The organism is Fulvivirga maritima, from assembly GCF_021389955.1.
Lineage (GTDB): Bacteria > Bacteroidota > Bacteroidia > Cytophagales > Cyclobacteriaceae > Fulvivirga > Fulvivirga maritima.
The window spans coordinates 438042-454906 of the sequence record NZ_CP089980.1 but is presented as its reverse complement, the minus strand read 5'-3'; the positions used below and the strand labels follow the sequence as shown (position 1 = coordinate 454906).

At 38.9% G+C, this 16865-nt stretch carries 11 protein-coding genes; 3 read left to right on the top strand and 8 right to left on the bottom strand.

From position 1 onward, the window contains the following. Nucleotides 1-182: 182 nt before the first annotated feature. From LVD15_RS01955 to LVD15_RS01945, 3 genes are all read right to left on the bottom strand, one after another. Complete coding sequence (locus tag LVD15_RS01955; RefSeq protein WP_233778609.1) at nt 183-734, bottom strand: hypothetical protein; 552 nt, start codon at nt 732-734, stop codon at nt 183-185. A 150-nt stretch (nt 735-884) separates the two neighbouring features. Further along, nucleotides 885-1796, bottom strand: a complete 912-nt coding sequence (locus tag LVD15_RS01950) for a hypothetical protein (RefSeq protein ID WP_233778608.1) — start codon at nt 1794-1796, stop codon at nt 885-887. Nucleotides 1797-2192: 396 nt separating this feature from the next. Next, a complete protein-coding gene (locus tag LVD15_RS01945) occupies nt 2193-2645 on the bottom strand; it encodes a hypothetical protein (RefSeq protein ID WP_233778607.1) in 453 nt (150 codons plus the stop codon). A gap of 355 nt (nt 2646-3000) precedes the next feature. Between LVD15_RS01945 and LVD15_RS01940 the strand changes: the two genes are divergently transcribed. After that, a complete protein-coding gene (locus LVD15_RS01940) occupies nt 3001-4086 on the top strand; it encodes a hypothetical protein (RefSeq protein ID WP_233778606.1) in 1086 nt (361 codons plus the stop codon). Between the two features lie 45 nt (nt 4087-4131). Here LVD15_RS01940 and LVD15_RS01935 read toward each other — a convergent pair whose 3' ends face one another. Continuing rightward, nucleotides 4132-5064 (bottom strand): adenylate/guanylate cyclase domain-containing protein, encoded by a 933-nt coding sequence (locus LVD15_RS01935; protein ID WP_233778605.1) that lies wholly within the window; start codon nt 5062-5064, stop codon nt 4132-4134. Nucleotides 5065-5249: 185 nt separating this feature from the next. Here LVD15_RS01935 and LVD15_RS01930 point away from each other — a divergent pair, with 185 nt between their 5' ends. Then, nucleotides 5250-6140, top strand: coding sequence for a hypothetical protein (locus tag LVD15_RS01930; RefSeq protein ID WP_233778604.1), 891 nt, complete (start codon nt 5250-5252; stop codon nt 6138-6140). Between the two features lie 128 nt (nt 6141-6268). Next, nucleotides 6269-7465 carry a DUF4272 domain-containing protein gene (locus tag LVD15_RS01925; protein WP_233778603.1) on the top strand — a complete coding sequence of 399 codons (1197 nt, stop codon included), beginning with the start codon at nt 6269-6271 and terminating at the stop codon, nt 7463-7465. Between the two features lie 48 nt (nt 7466-7513). On the opposite strand, the gene LVD15_RS01920 is transcribed toward LVD15_RS01925, so the two are convergent. The 4 genes from LVD15_RS01920 to LVD15_RS01905 form a co-directional block, all read right to left on the bottom strand. Then, the gene (locus LVD15_RS01920) at nt 7514-8242 is read right to left on the bottom strand and encodes a tetratricopeptide repeat protein (RefSeq protein ID WP_233778602.1); all 729 of its coding nucleotides are present in this window, start codon (nt 8240-8242) and stop codon (nt 7514-7516) included. A 146-nt stretch (nt 8243-8388) separates the two neighbouring features. Beyond that, nucleotides 8389-13440 (bottom strand): DUF4132 domain-containing protein, encoded by a 5052-nt coding sequence (locus tag LVD15_RS01915; protein WP_233778601.1) that lies wholly within the window; start codon nt 13438-13440, stop codon nt 8389-8391. A gap of 45 nt (nt 13441-13485) precedes the next feature. Next, complete coding sequence (locus LVD15_RS01910; RefSeq protein WP_233778600.1) at nt 13486-13911, bottom strand: hypothetical protein; 426 nt, start codon at nt 13909-13911, stop codon at nt 13486-13488. A 174-nt stretch (nt 13912-14085) separates the two neighbouring features. Further along, nucleotides 14086-16824: a tetratricopeptide repeat protein gene (locus LVD15_RS01905; protein ID WP_233778599.1), complete on the bottom strand. Its 2739-nt coding sequence runs from the start codon at nt 16822-16824 to the stop codon at nt 14086-14088. Between the last annotated feature and the right edge of the window lie 41 nt (nt 16825-16865).

Below are 16865 nucleotides of genomic sequence, written 5' to 3'. Positions count from 1 at the left end.
AAACTATTGCCGAGTCACTCTGAGCTCGTCGAAGAGTAGACGATCGGGACTACTGTCTAGGCAAGAGATTGATTCGAATTGACCTCAAGATTGAAAATTAATAATCCGTAGAAACAGAAAAACCGTCACTCAAACTCGTAGAGAGAGTCAGAATGACGGTTTTAATGCAAGGTTAAGTTGTTTTACTTATCTCCTAAGGTCAGGTTTTGGAACCTAACAATATCTATAAGTTGAGTATTGGCATTGTCATAGGATACAGATACACTATCACTTTCGTGGGTGAGGATGATGCTGGTCGATGACAGCGAAGTGCCAATAAATGTTTTATCGAAGTTGTCTAATTTCAGATAATAGTAAGTATTGCCATCTCTTGTGTCTGATGCAAAGCGAGATACTTTCCCATTAATGGTGTTGTGGGTCTGCTGAGAAGTTACTTCTATATCATTAGAGTTGCTGTTTAGAATGCTCTTATATGATCTTAAGCATTCCTGAGCTGTATTGCCTACGCCTACTATGGTGTAATCTTCTACTGATACCATGGCTATCATTTTTATTAGGCCGGCCTGGTCTTTCAGAGACATTACATAGGTAGGCACGCCATTAATGTTATAAGTGACAGGGAAGGTGGCTACGTAGCCTTTTTCCTGTACTTTACCCATGGCAGATTGCTGAGCTGCTTCTTCAGTAGCACCTATATGCTTGTACCAGAAGGTTTCTTTTGTTCGGGTGTTCACTAAGGCAAAACCAACGGTACCTTCATCTTTACCTACTGAAGTAAGACCTGTGTACCAGTAAGATTCATTATCGGGTCCATAGACTAGAGTTACTCCATTAGTGGTTTTTAATTTGCCGTTATTAGAGAAGTTCCAGTATCCGTTAATGTATTATCCCCAGTTGTTTAATTGGGTGATTACAAAATCATCGGGTTGTATTCTGTCAACCCATTTAGGTGCATCTTCTATAGTGTATTCGGTTATTTCACCACTTTCAGGGTCTACGGTAAGTACGCCAGTGGCTTCTTGCCCCGCAAAACCTACTTCGTTATCATAAATGGTTACTACCCAATAAGGTCTGCCTTTGTCATCTGTTTCAAAGCTAAAATCGGTTAAGCCTTTATTCATATAGCCGTTAAAATAGACATGTCTGGCCAGGTTAGATAATGAAAAGGCCTGCGTTTGATATTTTAACCTGATAGGCTTACCGTCATATGACTGGATGAGTTCTACATCTCTTTCGTTGGTAGCTGATACACGAATGTAGCCAGGAGTGCCTTCTTTATGGTTGAACCACTTGAAAAATCCGGAATGGAGCAAGGGCGCTACCCAGTAAAGTTTATCGTTAATTTTCTGTAAAGTAAAATCGCCTAATTCGGTCTGGCTTCCTAAAGAAGGATCGGCGCCAATTACCTTATCTCCCAGTCTATAAGCAATAGATTTATCTACTATTATAATTTCTTCGGTAGAAATAGGGGCCATATGCTCTTCAAGGTCTTTGGCTATTTTTACTTCACCAATTTGTTCCTGATAATCACCGCTGCGGAAAAGAGACATGGTGGAGGCTCCCACTGTGATGAGGTAAATAGCCAGGTAGGTGAAAAACGTAATGGCAAGGTAATTTCTGCCCTCTGAAGCTTCATAGGAAGAAGAGTTAGACCGCAAATAAACACGCCAGCCATATAGTGATCCTAAAATTAATAATATGAGGAATGGTACTCCGTGAAATCCTATATAAAAAGTGGGTAGACCTACATAGATGTGTAGGGCAACTATGACCAGGGTAAAAGCAAATTTTTTCATTGTTCTAAAAAATGGTATTGAGCTTCAAGCTAATCATAAATATGTTAAGGTGCTTTTAATAAAGAAGAAATTAGACTTTTTTGGATAATAAAATTTTTAAGTTCTTGTTTTTTTTGGTGAAATTTTGAGTGTAAAAGGCTTTAATTTGGCTTTAAATGGCTTTTTTTGATTGTAGTGATTCCAAAATCTTGACTTTTGATTTTGTTTAAATTTAGTTATAAAAATTAGATTTATTAATGGATTTGTTTAGTGGAGAAGAAGGGTGAGTATGGATAAGAAAAGTTCTGCATTACCTGGGATGATGCAAGTTAAATTCAGTTGAGTCCTTCATTTCAGATTATATCATGTATTATCTGAAATGAAGAACGGTTGATATGATAAGTAATTTAAGTGCTGTTAGCCTTTAAAGCGAATATAAATACCTGTGGTGATATTGAGATAATTGGCATTCATTTCTAAACGGTTGTAGCCTAAAGTAGTGGCTGCTATTTCGGTAGAAAAGTAGTCTATGTTAATGGGTATGGCTACTCTGCCACCTATGTTAAATCTAAATGAAGTTCCAAGATTTAGGGCCAAACTAGCTACGTCTTCAATTTCTATGGGTGAATATGCAGCATCTGCCATGGTGCAAAAGCCAATCATCGGTCTCAGATCCCACTCTATGTTGTCATTCAATGCGAATGAGATAAGTGGTCCTGCCAATAGTCCTTGAAACTCCCAGCTTCCGGCTTCACTATAATAATTACTTTCCTTTTGTTCAGCTATAATAAGATAGCCTTTGGCAGCAATTCCGACATGTTCTGTAAATCTTAATCCAAATTCTAAACTTGCACTTACATCAGTTTTCATGTTTAAATCCGATTTATAGTCGCCCATTGATAGAGCTGGTCCAAGAGAAAATCCGGCGTATCCTTTTTTAAGTTGAGCGTAACTGCTAGTAAACAGTGTTAAAAATGTAATAATTAAAAAATATTTTTTCATAGTGCTTCAAAATTATAGAAATGCATAAAATTATTTCTGATATCGTGCGGAGATATCATAGACTTCAGTTTGGTCTTGTGAATTGATAGCGGAAAGAAATCTATATAGAGCAATTCCTGATTTTATTTAAATGCATCATAGTTGCATTTAAATAAAATCCTATATTTGAGCCAGGTTAGTGCACGATCCTTTTTACTTAATCAAATAAATTAATAAAGAGAAAATGTTAAAAAGATACAATGGTCTTTTCTTGCTTGCCATTTTGGCGATTTTTAGCTGTAATGATGATGACCAAGTCACTTATAATGGTTATTTACCTCCAATAGAACTGAAAGATTCAGTGGTAGTTACCTATGGTGAAACCTTAACGTTGGCCTTGCCTACTGAGTATCAGGAGCGGGAAGGGACTACACTAACTTTAGATTTTAGCAGTAATGATGACTTGCAGGTCAATAGCTCAGAAACCCTGGCCAATTTGCTGGCTGAGGCTATAACTATTAACACTTCTGAAAATTCTATCCTTATAGATGCTTCCGAAATTTACCCTAACAATGTTTACTCTGAAGACAGTGATGTTAGGTTGCCTGAGGTTTATAATGTTACGGTAAATGCCAGTTCAGAAGCGGGCTTAGAAGCAGTGCAAACTTCATTTGTACTTAGGGTTAATCTTGCTGATTTAGGAATAGTAGAAGTGAGCTCAGCAGATGAAATACCTTATGACTATGCTTTATATGGTACGGTGGCTGAATACAGTATAGACTATAATGGATTAGAAAGCGAAGGTACTGAGTTGGACCTCTTTTTTAATGGTAGGCCTGATGGTCATGTTAACCTGGTAGAGGGAAAGATTGTGGTAGATGAAGATGCCGGTGATGAAAATAAGGAAAGCGAATGGACTTATGATTTGATTCCTACCCTAACCAAAGATGGCTATATGGTTGCTAGAAAGCAATTTAGAGTGATGTTAGTGCCTAAACCTAAGTTTTTCTATGGTAGCTATTATCCTGATCTTGATATTACTGTTATCCAAAACAGACTGGTTATGGCTTTGGGTAATGAATATGCTACTATGATTCCTGCCTTTTACCCAGAAAAATATAGAGGTTCTTTTAGTATAAAGAGTATATCAAAAGATGGCAATGCATTTGAAGATACAGAGGCGTTATTTTCTATAGATGAGGAAAATGGCCGAGTGTCTGTTCAAGGAAATACTTCATTAACTGCCGGAGAATATACGTTAGTGGTTGAGAACGAATCCTCTACTACCGACTTTGTGTTAGAAGCAGAATTAACTCTGGTTATGGAGTAATTATAGGAAGTAGCAGAGGTTTTCCATGGCCTCTGCTATCTTTTTTTAAGACGTGAGCGGGAGCTCATACGGTTCACCAATCACATGTATATTTATCCTTTCTCCTGTGCCTCTAATTATTTCTGTAATCTGCTCTGATTTAGGAGGCGTTTGAAGTAGGATGAATACCTTGTCAGAAATAATAAAGTTGTTTTTATATTTTTTGGTTAGCTCCTGTATACGAGCTGCAATATTTACAGGATAGCCCATCACTAGTTTATGTTGCCGGCCTTCCAGCATAATATCTCCTGTAGCTACCTTACCATAATGTATACCAATGCCTACTTGTATAAATTCGCCGAAGTGTTGCTTGAAATACTCGTTATTAAGCTCTTTTAATTTTTCTATAATCTCAAAGCCGCTTTTTACAGCATGGTTGGCGGCTTCTATAGGCTGATCTTTAAAGCCAAAAGCGGCGTATAAACCATCTCCGGCTGTTTCTATGATCTTGCCATGATGGTCATTAATAATCCGTTCAAATGAATTAAAAAGTTTACGGATCAGGTGAATAGCATCAAAAGCCAGGTGTAGCTCCATGAAGCGAGTGAAATTTCTTATATCCAGAAAAAACAAGCATAGCTGTAACTCCTTACCCATGCTGGTGGTTTCTCCGTTAGATTTTCGGATATATAGTTCATAATCAGTCTTGTCCTTCATAATTCTCTTAACCTTCACTTTTCCCTTCTTCACGCAAGTCTGGCAGGCCAGTCGCACATTTTCTGATAGATTAATCTGACTCCTCAAATGGCGTTCACCTAATGTCATTTCAGACAGATTTTCCGCCCCTTCTTCTATTAATATTCGGCAGGTAGAGCATCGGGCTTTTCCTCCGCATTCATACCGGAAAGGAATGCCCTCATCCAGCGAAGCCTGAAGAATGGTTTTTTCAGGGGGAATATTAAATGACTTTTCTCCTACAAGGGTTAAATTCTTATCCATGCTATAAGCTAAACTCTATTCTAAAGTGCAAAATTAGGTATTTGCCCGGCAATGTTGCCCCTCATAAGGTAATAAATCCTGCGTTAACCAATAAGTGTAAGTTGCTGTGAATAAGTGATTTTGATGAAAATGATGTTTCTTTGGGCTTTCTTTATTTTATATAAGCTATGTATACATTATTTAAAATGAGACAAACGGTTGTTTTATTGTTCGCTATAATCACGTTGGCAGGTTGTGGTAATGGCTCTTCTTCGCAAGAAGAAAACGAAAATCTCATTTCTATTCCTGAAAATACGTTTGAAAGCAAAGCTTATCATTTAGATAAAGAGTTGGTAATCAAAAAGATCTTCCCGGAGCAGTTAGATGGCTATAGTTTTAGCATGGATTTTACTTTGAGCAAGCAGGCTCACGGTTATGATATACAGGTTATGGAGGTAATCTATGAAGTTTATACCCCTATGATCAATTATATATTTGATACAAGTATTGATAGTGTGATTGTGGAAAGTGATTTTCCTGGAGTGGGATTAACTATGAATAAAGACAATAAATCTAATCAGGTGCTTGATCACTTCAGGAATATTAAAGGCTATACCTTTTCTTTAGTTACTAATGATAGTGTAGACTTTGAGGTGCAAATGACGGATTATCCATTATCAGCGGCAGTAGCTACCTATGTTTTTTCACCTCATGAGCAACTTTTAAAAGATTTGAATAAGCAATATTTGCAGACGGTTTTTGGCTTATTATTAGATCATACGCATGGCGATTTTGAGGAATATGCTAGCTGGGCAGAGCCATATAGGAGTGATTCCATGGTTTACAGGTTATCTTCTATGAATTATGAGCAAGCTATAGCCTTTTCTGGCCGTTATCAGGGAGATAGCGTGCGCTTTAACACAGAGCTGTTAGTAGATGATGCAAATGGCAGCTTACTCGCTGGTAAACTTAATACTTTTCAAAAGAAGCAACTTTCTACTAACCCTTTGAGGGGAGTTACTTCTCAGGTGTCAGAAATTACGGTAAGCACAGTCATTAAAGAAATGGATCGTGTAGAATTACGTTCTGACCTATAAACTTTAGAAACACTTATTTACTATCCCTGAAACCAGTGAAATTGCTGTTAATAAGGAGAATAGCCCCCTGATAATTCTTTGTGGTACGGTCTATTATGTATTATTGCTTAGCTTAAATAAGTAAGGATATGGAAAACTGTACGATATATAGTCACTATTTAGAATTTCAGAAAATACTTGGGGTAATTAAATCTATTTTGCCTGATGTAAAACTAGAGGTAGATGATGATGGCTTAGAGAAAAGAGTAGCTGTTAAGGCATCTGAAGATAGCAGCTTTCAGCTTAATTATAGAGAAAGAAAGACGCCCTCTTACAAGCTGGAAGAGATAGAATGTGGACTAACGCAAAACCTTGCGGGCATGGTAAATTTTGTGCAGTCGTTACCTGCTGGTAATACCGAGGTGAAAAATAAGTTTATCTATAAAATCATGTCTATGAACTGCGAAATGTCATTAATGGCAGAGCCTGAGATTACAGAGGCCTTTGAGTCTATAATAAGGGTATTAGTGCAGGATTTAGATGGATTTATATTTGCTCAGCCCAACCATCTGTTTACGAAAAGTGAGACTCAGCATTTTTTAGATAAGAATTTTAACCTCATTATAGACCTGAACGGAAACTGTGAGATAGATGATCTGGAAGTAAATGTGAATGCCGCTTATATGGATGAGCCTAAAGAAAATTATACTGAAGATCAGCTGGCCAGAAAAAGTAAGTCAGGCGAATTTTTAGAGGAAAAAGGAATAGCTGTTAACGAGCATTTACCATGTGTGCCTTCTCAGGAAACAGTGGAGGTGAGGACTTTGCAAGAGGTGCTGGATCGTGCTTATGCCTTGTTAGTGATAGCGGCGAAAGGCGAAGGCGTAGAGCAGGAGCACCTGGGTAGGGTGGTAGGCGAGAAAAATATAAACTCTTTTACTGAGCAGGAGCAGTTTATCTATAATGCTGAAAGTTTAACTGACGAGCAGCGAGCGTATGCTACCTGGAGGTATGAAAGCCTTTATGTATTGCTTTGGGCGCTCGGTAAATTTGATGATTTAATATACCCTGATAATATATGCAATGTGTCTGATGTGGTTAGCTCTATTTTTCAACCTACAAGAGAGGAGTTTGAGGCAAGCGTGCAGCTAAGAACTAAAGCGGAAATTTTAGATGCTCTGGATATGACTTATCGCATGCACTGGGCTTGTGTAAATGCTCGTATAAATGGAAGAGAAGTGGGAGGAGCTATAATGCCAAGTGTTATTTATGAAAGACATTATGCGCTTAACTGGCTCACTCATTTCATGGATCAGCCGTGGGATGAAGTGGAAACGCCTACCTGATAAAGGAAGGCCATAGCCTTATGAAAGTTTGGCTATGGCCTATTTTTACTAATTGACTTCAGGTAAAAGGTCGTCTTTCACCCATTGGAAATTGGGTTCCGCTTTTAATGCTTTCTTGTATATTTCTTTAGCTTTCTCGGGTTGCTCTGTGCGGTAGTAGGCTTGTCCTAGCCAGGCCAGGGCGTAGAGGTAACGCCAGTCTTGCTGTAGCTGGGCTTTCTCATATAATTCAACTGCCTTTTTAAATGATTTAATACCTTCTTCTTTGTCTCCGCCAAACATAGAAGGAGCAAATAATTTGGCACTGCCATAAGTAGCCCACACAAATGGTGATGAATAATCTTCTTCCTTTGCATCGCTCAAATTACTGCTGCTTTTAGGACCTAAAAACATACCTTTCCAGCCACTGTAAGAGGTTTCTAATCCATAAACCGCCGCCCTAAGTGCATAAGCATTGGCTTTTTCATATTCTTGATCTAGCAGGTCATCTATATTTTCAAGAATTTCATCATAATATTCATCAAAGAGATCTTCGTCTTTATCTACTCTGGTATTGTTAAGCAGGCCATACTGAGCCATAGCTAGCTGATAAAGGTTTTCTCCAGACTTATCATTGTTATAGAGGTTTTGCCTTTTTTCTACCACCTCTTTCCATAGGTCTTTGTCTTCAGTAATATAGGCCTTGTAAGCCAATTTGTTCAAGTCACTCTGCGCTAGAGCAAGGTTGAAGAAGGTGGTGAGGCAAAAGAATATTAGTAGTGATGTTTTGATTTTCATGCTGTCAGTTGGTTAAGAGGGGAAAGCTAACCGACAAAATCAAAATTTAATAATCAGCAGGAAGGAAAGAGCTCGCAACTGAGCAAAATCATGAATTAAGCTGTCTTAAGGCAGTAAAATTGGAGCCTTAAGACAGCTTGAAAGGGTTAAATTTCTTTTATGCTACTGAGAATAGTAGGGTCTTGTATTTCATTATCCTTAGCCAGCATCAGTACTTTAGACATGAGCTCAGCACTCTTAGGATCATCATCTACGAAAGGTAAAAACAGTCGGCCTCTATGCTGCGAGTGAACAGGCAGAATAGGTATATAACGACCTGGTTTTTTATGCACTATGGCACTGCCCAGGTGTACGTTGTATTCACCAAGTTCACCAGTAATATGAACATGATTGCCTTTCACTTCCACGTTATCCAGCTTAAACATACGAGCAGTTTCTTTAACCAGTACACCACGCATCTCCATTGAAGAATGGCTGGCTTCAGGGTCAACATCGCCTACGTGAGCTACACTTACTACCAGATCCAGATCTCGCATTACCTCACTGAAAATATGGCCATTGATCTCTTCAAATGGTATATTTTTCCAGGTTTTTCTGTTAAGGAACTCTACCGTTTCCAGCGTAGGGCTTTCTACATCAGCAGGAGAGAACCAGTCTGCCATGGCATAAATTTTAGCTATAAAGCCTTCTTTATGGAATACTTTCTGCAGACCTTCCTCGTAGCTCACCGTCCAGCCACGAGATTTTAATAGGGCCAGCGTTTGTTTTGGCTGTACTTGATGGCCTTCATATCTTTTAGATACGCTTACCGCCTTCAATTCATCTTCAGTAGGTAAGTAGAGCTCTCTGAATATTTGTTTGAAAGGTTGCTTCAGTTTATTATCAAAGGCATATTTCTGGAATGCACTCCAGCTTTTGTCTTGATACAGGTCATAAGAGTGGGCAATGAACAATTCCCCTTCCAGCTGATGCGCTTCTCCATGAATGTCTACCAGTTGGCCTTCTTGTAATAGCCCCAGGGTATCGCCGTTTTTCAGTACCAGCTTTTCGAGCATTGGTTTTAATACCGGATGGCTGATCAGCTCTGTTATTTCTTTGGCAGTGAAGTTATCACGGTTTACCATGGCAGCTTCCAGACTTTTTAAAGTACGGCTATACTGCTCTTTAAGTGTTTTTTGATGCTCTTTAAGTTCAGTTACGGCCTTGTCTTTGCGCAGCTTAGCAGGAATATTTTTTAAAGGTTTTCCATCTTTAGTGACCTTAAGCTCCGCTTTACCCTGATCATTTACCTCTAAAGAGATTTCTACATTATCAAAAGTAAGGGTGTCAGAAGAGTCCATGATCTCTTTGGCCAGTGCTGTTTCCATTACCCAGGTAAGACGGATAGGATCTGTATAGCCAGCTGTTCGGGCCAGGTTTTCCATGGCTATTTTTACAGCATGAGCTTCACTGGCTTGTCTTTGAGAGCCAAATTGCTTGCTTTCTTTTTTGAACTGCTGCAAGTACTTATACCTGCTTAGTAAGTCGCTGTCTCGGTTTTTCTTGCTTAGAGGAACGAGACCGTAGACTCTGAGGTAATCCTGATTACGCTTGTCTTTAACACGCTTAGTTACCTCTCTGATTTTAGTGTTGCCAAGTATTACATCAGCATATAGCTGCGCTCTGGTATGGCCGGCACCATCAGAAATATATTTAGCGGCATTGTAAACTATTTTCCATTTAGATAGCCCTAGAGATTTGTACATAGATAAGAACCAGTCGTTATCTACTGCGCCATCGCTAAACTCTGCTACATCTACCTTAGAGAATCTGGCTATTTCAGTTTCAGTCTCTGAGTCATGTCTTTGGTTAGCATGGGCATGTAGCCACCATACGGCGCTATCCATGTCTGACCAGCCCAGGTAGTTCATTACAAAAGAGAGCCATTGAGGAGCATACATGGCTGCTTCTACTAATCGTGTTTCTGAGATTTTGCCTTCTTTGATTTTAGCATCAAATGTTTCCTGAGTTTCTTCAGGTTTAGGATGAACACCTTTTAAATATTTACTTAAAACCTCCTGCTTGTTCATTAGGTGCGAGCCATATGAGTAAGCATACCCTCTGTGAAGTTTGTCTTTCCCCAGTGCCTGAAGGATTCTTATCAGATAGTCAGTACCCTGCAACGTGTCGATGTTTTGGGCCAGCTCAGTAACCGAAGTAGGTGAATCACCTCTTTGTAATTCTACATCTACTAATAAATCAATGCATGGAGCAAGTATTTCCGATAAGAAAGGAAACTTGGTGAGTAAATTTTCTTTTTGCCTTCTGCCGTAATTTAACCTTCTATTGGTTAACTCTCTTAGGCCTGCGGGCTTAAGAATGCGCTTAAGCAGTTCATCTTTAGTGATAAGTTCTAATTGATAAGCTCTGGCGAATTGATCTATATCAGCTTCGTAATTTTGAAGTCTGAAGTTTGATGGTAAGGTTTTTACCCTCCAATCTTCAAATTGCCAATATGCTTTAAACTCATCATCGTTCATTTTATCAGCACGATCACGGTAGAGCTCGAAAATTCCGGCAATAGTAGGGAGGTCTCTCCAAGTAGCTACATTAGAGTAATATCGGTCTTCAATTGTTCTATATTCGGCTAGCTCTTCTTTAGTTACTTCGTTAATGAACTTCTCTAAGAAAGCCTTATAATACAATGTTTTATCCTCGAAAGGATATATGTTCATGAGATTTCTTACAATCCTGAATTCGGTATCATCTCTCCAACGGTCTCTTTTTCTATCGGAAAATTGGGCATCAAAAATAAGTTTGTCTAGTACTTCTTTTGATTTAGGAAATACATCATACTTACTGTCTTTTTGATCAAAATAGCTGATCTTATAATAGAATAAGCTGGTTATAAACAGATCTAAATTAGTAAGCCCTGAGTTTTCCATCCACTCTTTCCATACCTCAGGCAGTGGGTAGTTGTTATACTTTTCTTCAGGAGTTTTATTTTTATCATCCCTGTCTATTGGAGCAAAATGGTTGCCTAATAGTACCTTTTCTTTATCTCCCTGCCAGTAGGTTACGGTATATTCATAATCATGGTGTTCCTTTACGATGGCTTCTAGTTTCTTTAATTCTTCTTTTAGCTTATCTACAGAAACACTCAGGCCGAAATTGCTATTAAAGAAACGTTCTTCTATCTCCTTTTTAGGAGCGTCAGGCTTTTGTGGTGATGAAATGTTGTTAGGATCAAAGAGTCCATATCCATTTTCAATAGTGTATTTATTGAGGATGGATTCATCTTGGCGAAGGTTCTCAAGAAGGATTTGTTCTTTCGGAGAAGGCTCCCTCATAGCAATAAATTCCTCTGCTTTAGTGGCGGTCCAGTCTCTAAGCTCTTCTTTCTGATGCAATTGATTAAGCATATCTAATGCAGAAAGGCGCTGCTCCTGATTGCTGGCGGTAAGAAGCCTATCGATACTTTGCTGTACGGTAGCATCATCTTTTTTCATTATAAAGCTGATAATGCTGGCGCGTACGTCTGCACTTTTACTTTTGAGGAGGTCTTCAAATTGACCCAGTTCTTCCTCACTTAGCTCAGCAAAGCCAAGTGCTTCTATAGCTACATTTTTTATACTGGCCGAACGGTCTTTTAGTACGCTCAGGCAGAAATTTCTTTTAAATGTAGATAGCGTATAGCTTTCATTGGGTTTATTTTGACCGTAAGTATGAAATTCAGGAAGTATCAGTCTTGTTACTCTTTCTCTTTGGTAAACACCCATGTTAGGGAATAGCTCAATCAAGAGATCAAGGTCTTTTTGTGTTTTTTCATCAAGCAGGTTAATTAAAAAGTCATAACCTTCCTCTTGTGTAAGGTTAAAAACAGACCAGCTAAACACCTTACCCGTAAACTTCTTGCCTTTTTTAGGGATTTTAGGCACTTCACTAGTCAGGTGATCAACAATTAACTGATGGGTTTCTTCATTGATATGGTTTTCTGTGAAATACGATCTGTATTTTAACAGATGAATAAGCCAGAATAAGAACTCCTGAGAGTCATCATTTTTAAGCTTATCTTCTATAAGTGAATCTACAGCAATTGAGGTAGTATCTGGCAGGCTTATTTCGTTAATAAAATATAGAGCCAGGTGGTTTTTCTCTTTGTTGTCTTGCTGAAGTAGTTCTTGTAGTAATTCTGTGCAGTTATTGGTGTCTCTTACTGCGGCAGCCCATAAGGCCATGTATATTTCAGCATTGTCTTTACTTTTAATGGCATTTTTAACTTCTTCCGGGTGTTCCAGAAAGTGTAGTGCGAGCTCAAAAAAGCGTTTTACGGTGCTTTGTTTCTCAGCATCCCAGCCCAGACCGGCCCAGGTGTTCATAGCTCGAACTACAGAAGAGAAGCGTATCAGGTTCTCCCTAAGTGTTAACTTTATAAAATGAATCAGCGCACCTATGGAGGTTTCATCCAGCTGCTCTAATATGGTTTGGCGCAGGCCTTCCTGTCTTTGAGCGGAAAGCAGCAGGTCTTCAATCGCTTTCCAGGCACCTTCATTATTGCTGATCAGGAATGCTTTTATAATGGGCCTGCTTACTTTAGCTGTAGGGTGCCTATTATACACGATGTCTTGTAGTAAGGGATAGAGTTCTGCATGCTCCTCTTCTACTAATGATGAAAGTAATATTCCAAACTCAGAGGTGTAAGCTGCGATTTCGTTAGAATAGAGAATATATTCTTTTAGAGTAAGATCATAATCCATTCTCACATTGAGAGAGATAACGAAATTAAGCTTTTTGGTGAAGTGTAAATATGGCTTTTGTGATGTTCTGAAGGAACGACGGTTATAGCCTGTTTGGTAGGGTAATGAAGGAATGCTATCCCAGGCTTTTTTAACGAATGGGGCAATTTCCTTACCGAATAAATCTTCCAGAACAGGATAATTTTGCTCGTTCCAGAAGTTATTGATATCGCCAAATTCAGCAAAGGCTTTCATGCGGGGAGAGCCCTCCGTTACATTTTCCCAGTAGCTGTGAGTGCTATAATTATTGTTGTTTTCTCTCAGGCTAGGGTAGGCGTTTAGGAACATGAGCCCTAGTGCGGCTTTATGTTTATTAGGCTCATCGGCCTTGTTAGTACTTTGGTTGATAGCATAGTACTGATTATGAAGGTTAACCAGTCTGTTATCTATCCTTTTTGATTTTAAATACTCTTCTGTATTCATAGTGTTATTGTAGTATAATAATCATAACATTTTAGTGCGGATAGGCTACCAAATGCTACCTGATAAAAAAGTTAATCTGATAAAATAAAGAATGCTGTCCGCTGATATATTCACCCTGTCATTTAGGTGTTCTACTTGCTCATCATCAATAAAGACGCAGTATATGCCGTCTTCAAAAGAGAGTAGTGCGTTTTCAATGGCTTCGTCTACATTGGCCAGCTCATTATTATAGCTGTCATTAAATCCTACTTTACCATGCTCTTTCTGGCTATCAATATCTTGATCTAAAAGGTAGGGGATAATGTTGTTTTCGCTTTTACGTTGGTTGAAGGCCTCTACTTGTTGTGTTACTATTGCTGATATGAGATCCCTTAATGGGGCAGGCTGACTTATATCTTTTATTTCAATGGTACTTCTACCTATGAGTGGGTGTTTTTTACCCATCTGTTTTACACTGTAATTGATTTTCATCACTATTAGGTTTTGTGATTACAGGTTGTGATTTATACATCAAATGATGCTCGACAAAAATATCATATTCGATGCTTTTTCAAGCTCATTATAAGTAAGGATTCGTGAAAATCACGGTTTTCAGTGGTAAGCAGTTCCCTGTAAATAAGGAGGTTAAGGGGGCTTTTGGCCCCTTTATGAGTTGAGCGGATGGTTGATGGGGTCTAATGAGAAGGCCTTAATAGCATCTTCTATAGCCTCATCTTCCAGCTGCAATGCATTATTGATTTTTGACCTGAAATGGTAAGCATAAGCTAAGTTTGGTTTCACCTTGATGAGCTGGTTTATTACCTCCTTTGCTTCTTTAAACTTCAAAAGCCTGAAATATAAATGGCCTTTTTCTTTATAGGCATCAATGTAGCCAGCATCCAGCTCAATAGCCTGTTGGAAATCTTCTAATGCCTTGTCTTCCTGGTTTTGTTGGCTGTAAACCAAGGCACGGCTATAGTAAGCATGAGCAAGCTCAGGGTTAAGAGCTATGGCCTGATCAAAATTCTCAAGAGCCTCATGAAATATTTCCATGTCATAGTAAATCAGGCCTTTGTTAGAGTAGGTTACAGGGTCTTTGGGGTTGATTTCAATCGCTTCGCTGTAACAGTCTAAGGCTTGAATAGGGTCTCCTTTTTTTCTGTAAATATTGCCTTTGTTTATAAATGGGTCTGCTATATCAGGAGATAATTCTATTGCAATATTATAATCTTCCATGGCTTCATCTAGCTGATTTAATTGTTCAAACAGCAAGCCCCGCCAGTTATAGTACTTGGAGGAGGCAGGCCTGAGTTGTATCAGCATATTAAAATCTTGCATAGCCTTATCATATAGCCTGAGCTGTTCAAAGAATTTTGCCCTTTCAGCGTATGTTTCTACATAGTCAGGGTTGATTTCAAGGCATTTGTCAAAGTCCATTAAAGCCTTTTCTCTTTCTCTTAGCTTAGCGTAAGCACGAGCGCGGTTATGATAGGCTACATAGTCAAAAGGTAATAGAGATATCACCATGGTGTAGTCTTTTGCTGCCTGGCTATAATTACCCAGATTAAAGTGAGAAATGGCTCGGTTAAACAAGGCGATATCATTGAGTGGTTCTTTTTGTATGGCCTTATCACAATCTTGTATAGCTCTGGTGTAATCTTTCATATCTACCCATAGGCTACCTCGGTTCACATAAGTTCTGTTATAAGCAGGAGCTAATTCTACGGCTTTGTTGTAATCTTCAAGCGCCTTTAGCTGGTCTATGTTTTTACTATATGAAAGTGCCCTGTTGCAGTAATACATGGCATTATCAGGCTCAAGCTCTATGGCTTTAGTGAAAGCTGTGATGGCCATTTCATGTTTGCCCTGAATGGCCAGGTTGTTGGCTTTCAGGTTATAGGCTTCGGCATATTGATCATTATGCTGTATGGCCAGGTTAGCATCAGCAATGGCGCCTTCACTATCTTTCAAAGCTTCTTTACACAGACCGCGGTTAAAGAAAATATAAGCTTCAGGCTCAAGCTCTATCGCGTGAGTGTATGCTTTTATGGCTTCTTCCTTTTCGTCTCTGTTAGAAAGTGCATTTCCTAAATCATTATAGGTCTGTGCTCGCTTAGGATTGATCATAATGGCCAGGTCAAAGTCTTTTTTTGCATTTTCCCAATCATCTGTTTCAGCACGGAGAATCGCTCTTTGTGTAATGGCTCTTAGGTCATTTTTCCTTTCAATAAGGCTTAGCGTATAAGCTTCAATAGCGCCCTTTTTGTCTCCCAGGTTTTCTTTGGCTAAAGCTATGTTGTAATGAGAAACCGCGCTATTTTTCCAAAATTCCGTTGATTTTTTATAGTCAGCAAGTGCCTTTTTATATTCTTGAAGGGCAAAGAATGAATTGCCTCTGGAGATATACAGGTGATGCGAGCCTGATGAAAACTCAAGGGCTTTACTATAATCATTAATAGCCTGAGAGTGGTACTTCATGTCCTGATTCACCTTAGCCCGGCTTATGAAGATTTCTTCTTTTATGCCATCAGGCAGGTTAGGGGTGATTAGTTCTACAGCTTTGCGGAGATCATCAATGGCCTTAGTATTATCATTATAAGCATTGTTATAAAGTGAGCCTCTCTTGGCATAAGCTTCAGCCCTTTCAGGGTTAATCTCAATGGCCTGGGTAAAATCTTCTAATGCCTGTTCGTTTAGCTTTGTCTGCACTCTTAGGTTGCCCCTTAAAAGGTAGCTCTCATAGTGCTCAGGATTTAAGTTAATAGTTCTGGTGAGGTGATCTAAGGCATTGTCATTGGTGCCAAAATTTATTTTGGCTTTGGCATATTGAAAATGGTATTCATAATGAGATGAATTGATCATTAGTGCCGTTTGAAAATCATCAATAGCCTCTTTTGGTTGCTTTTTCTCCAGAAGAGTCAGTCCTCTTTCGTAGTAGGCAAAAGGCTGTAGCGGATGATGTTCGAGGTATTGATTATAGCATTGCCGTGCTTTATCATAATAACCATTATTGAAATAGGCCAACCCTTTGTAAAATGATAAAGAGGTGCTGTATTCAGATGATTTATAGAGCACTAGTGCATTGAAATAATCATTTGAAAGCAAGTGCATATGGGCCAGATAAAGTCTTTCTTCGTCAGACTTGGGTGAAGGAACCAGCTCTATAAGTTTTTCTAGCTGCTGAACTGAAAGTGGTAAATGAGCCTGCAGGCATTGCCAGCTGTTGATCAGCGAAGCACTGCAGCCTAGCTCCATGGCAATATTTACATGGCTCACGACCATCTGTCTGTCATTATTATCAGCACATTGGAGTGCATTAGAAAAATGCTTATGCCATTCTTTTAGATAATAGGATTGCAGCTGCGATTTAATAACTGGTAGGTTCGATTGATCTCCTGGCTTCATATCCTCAGTATGATTGATTAAAAAATAACTAAGTAGTCTGG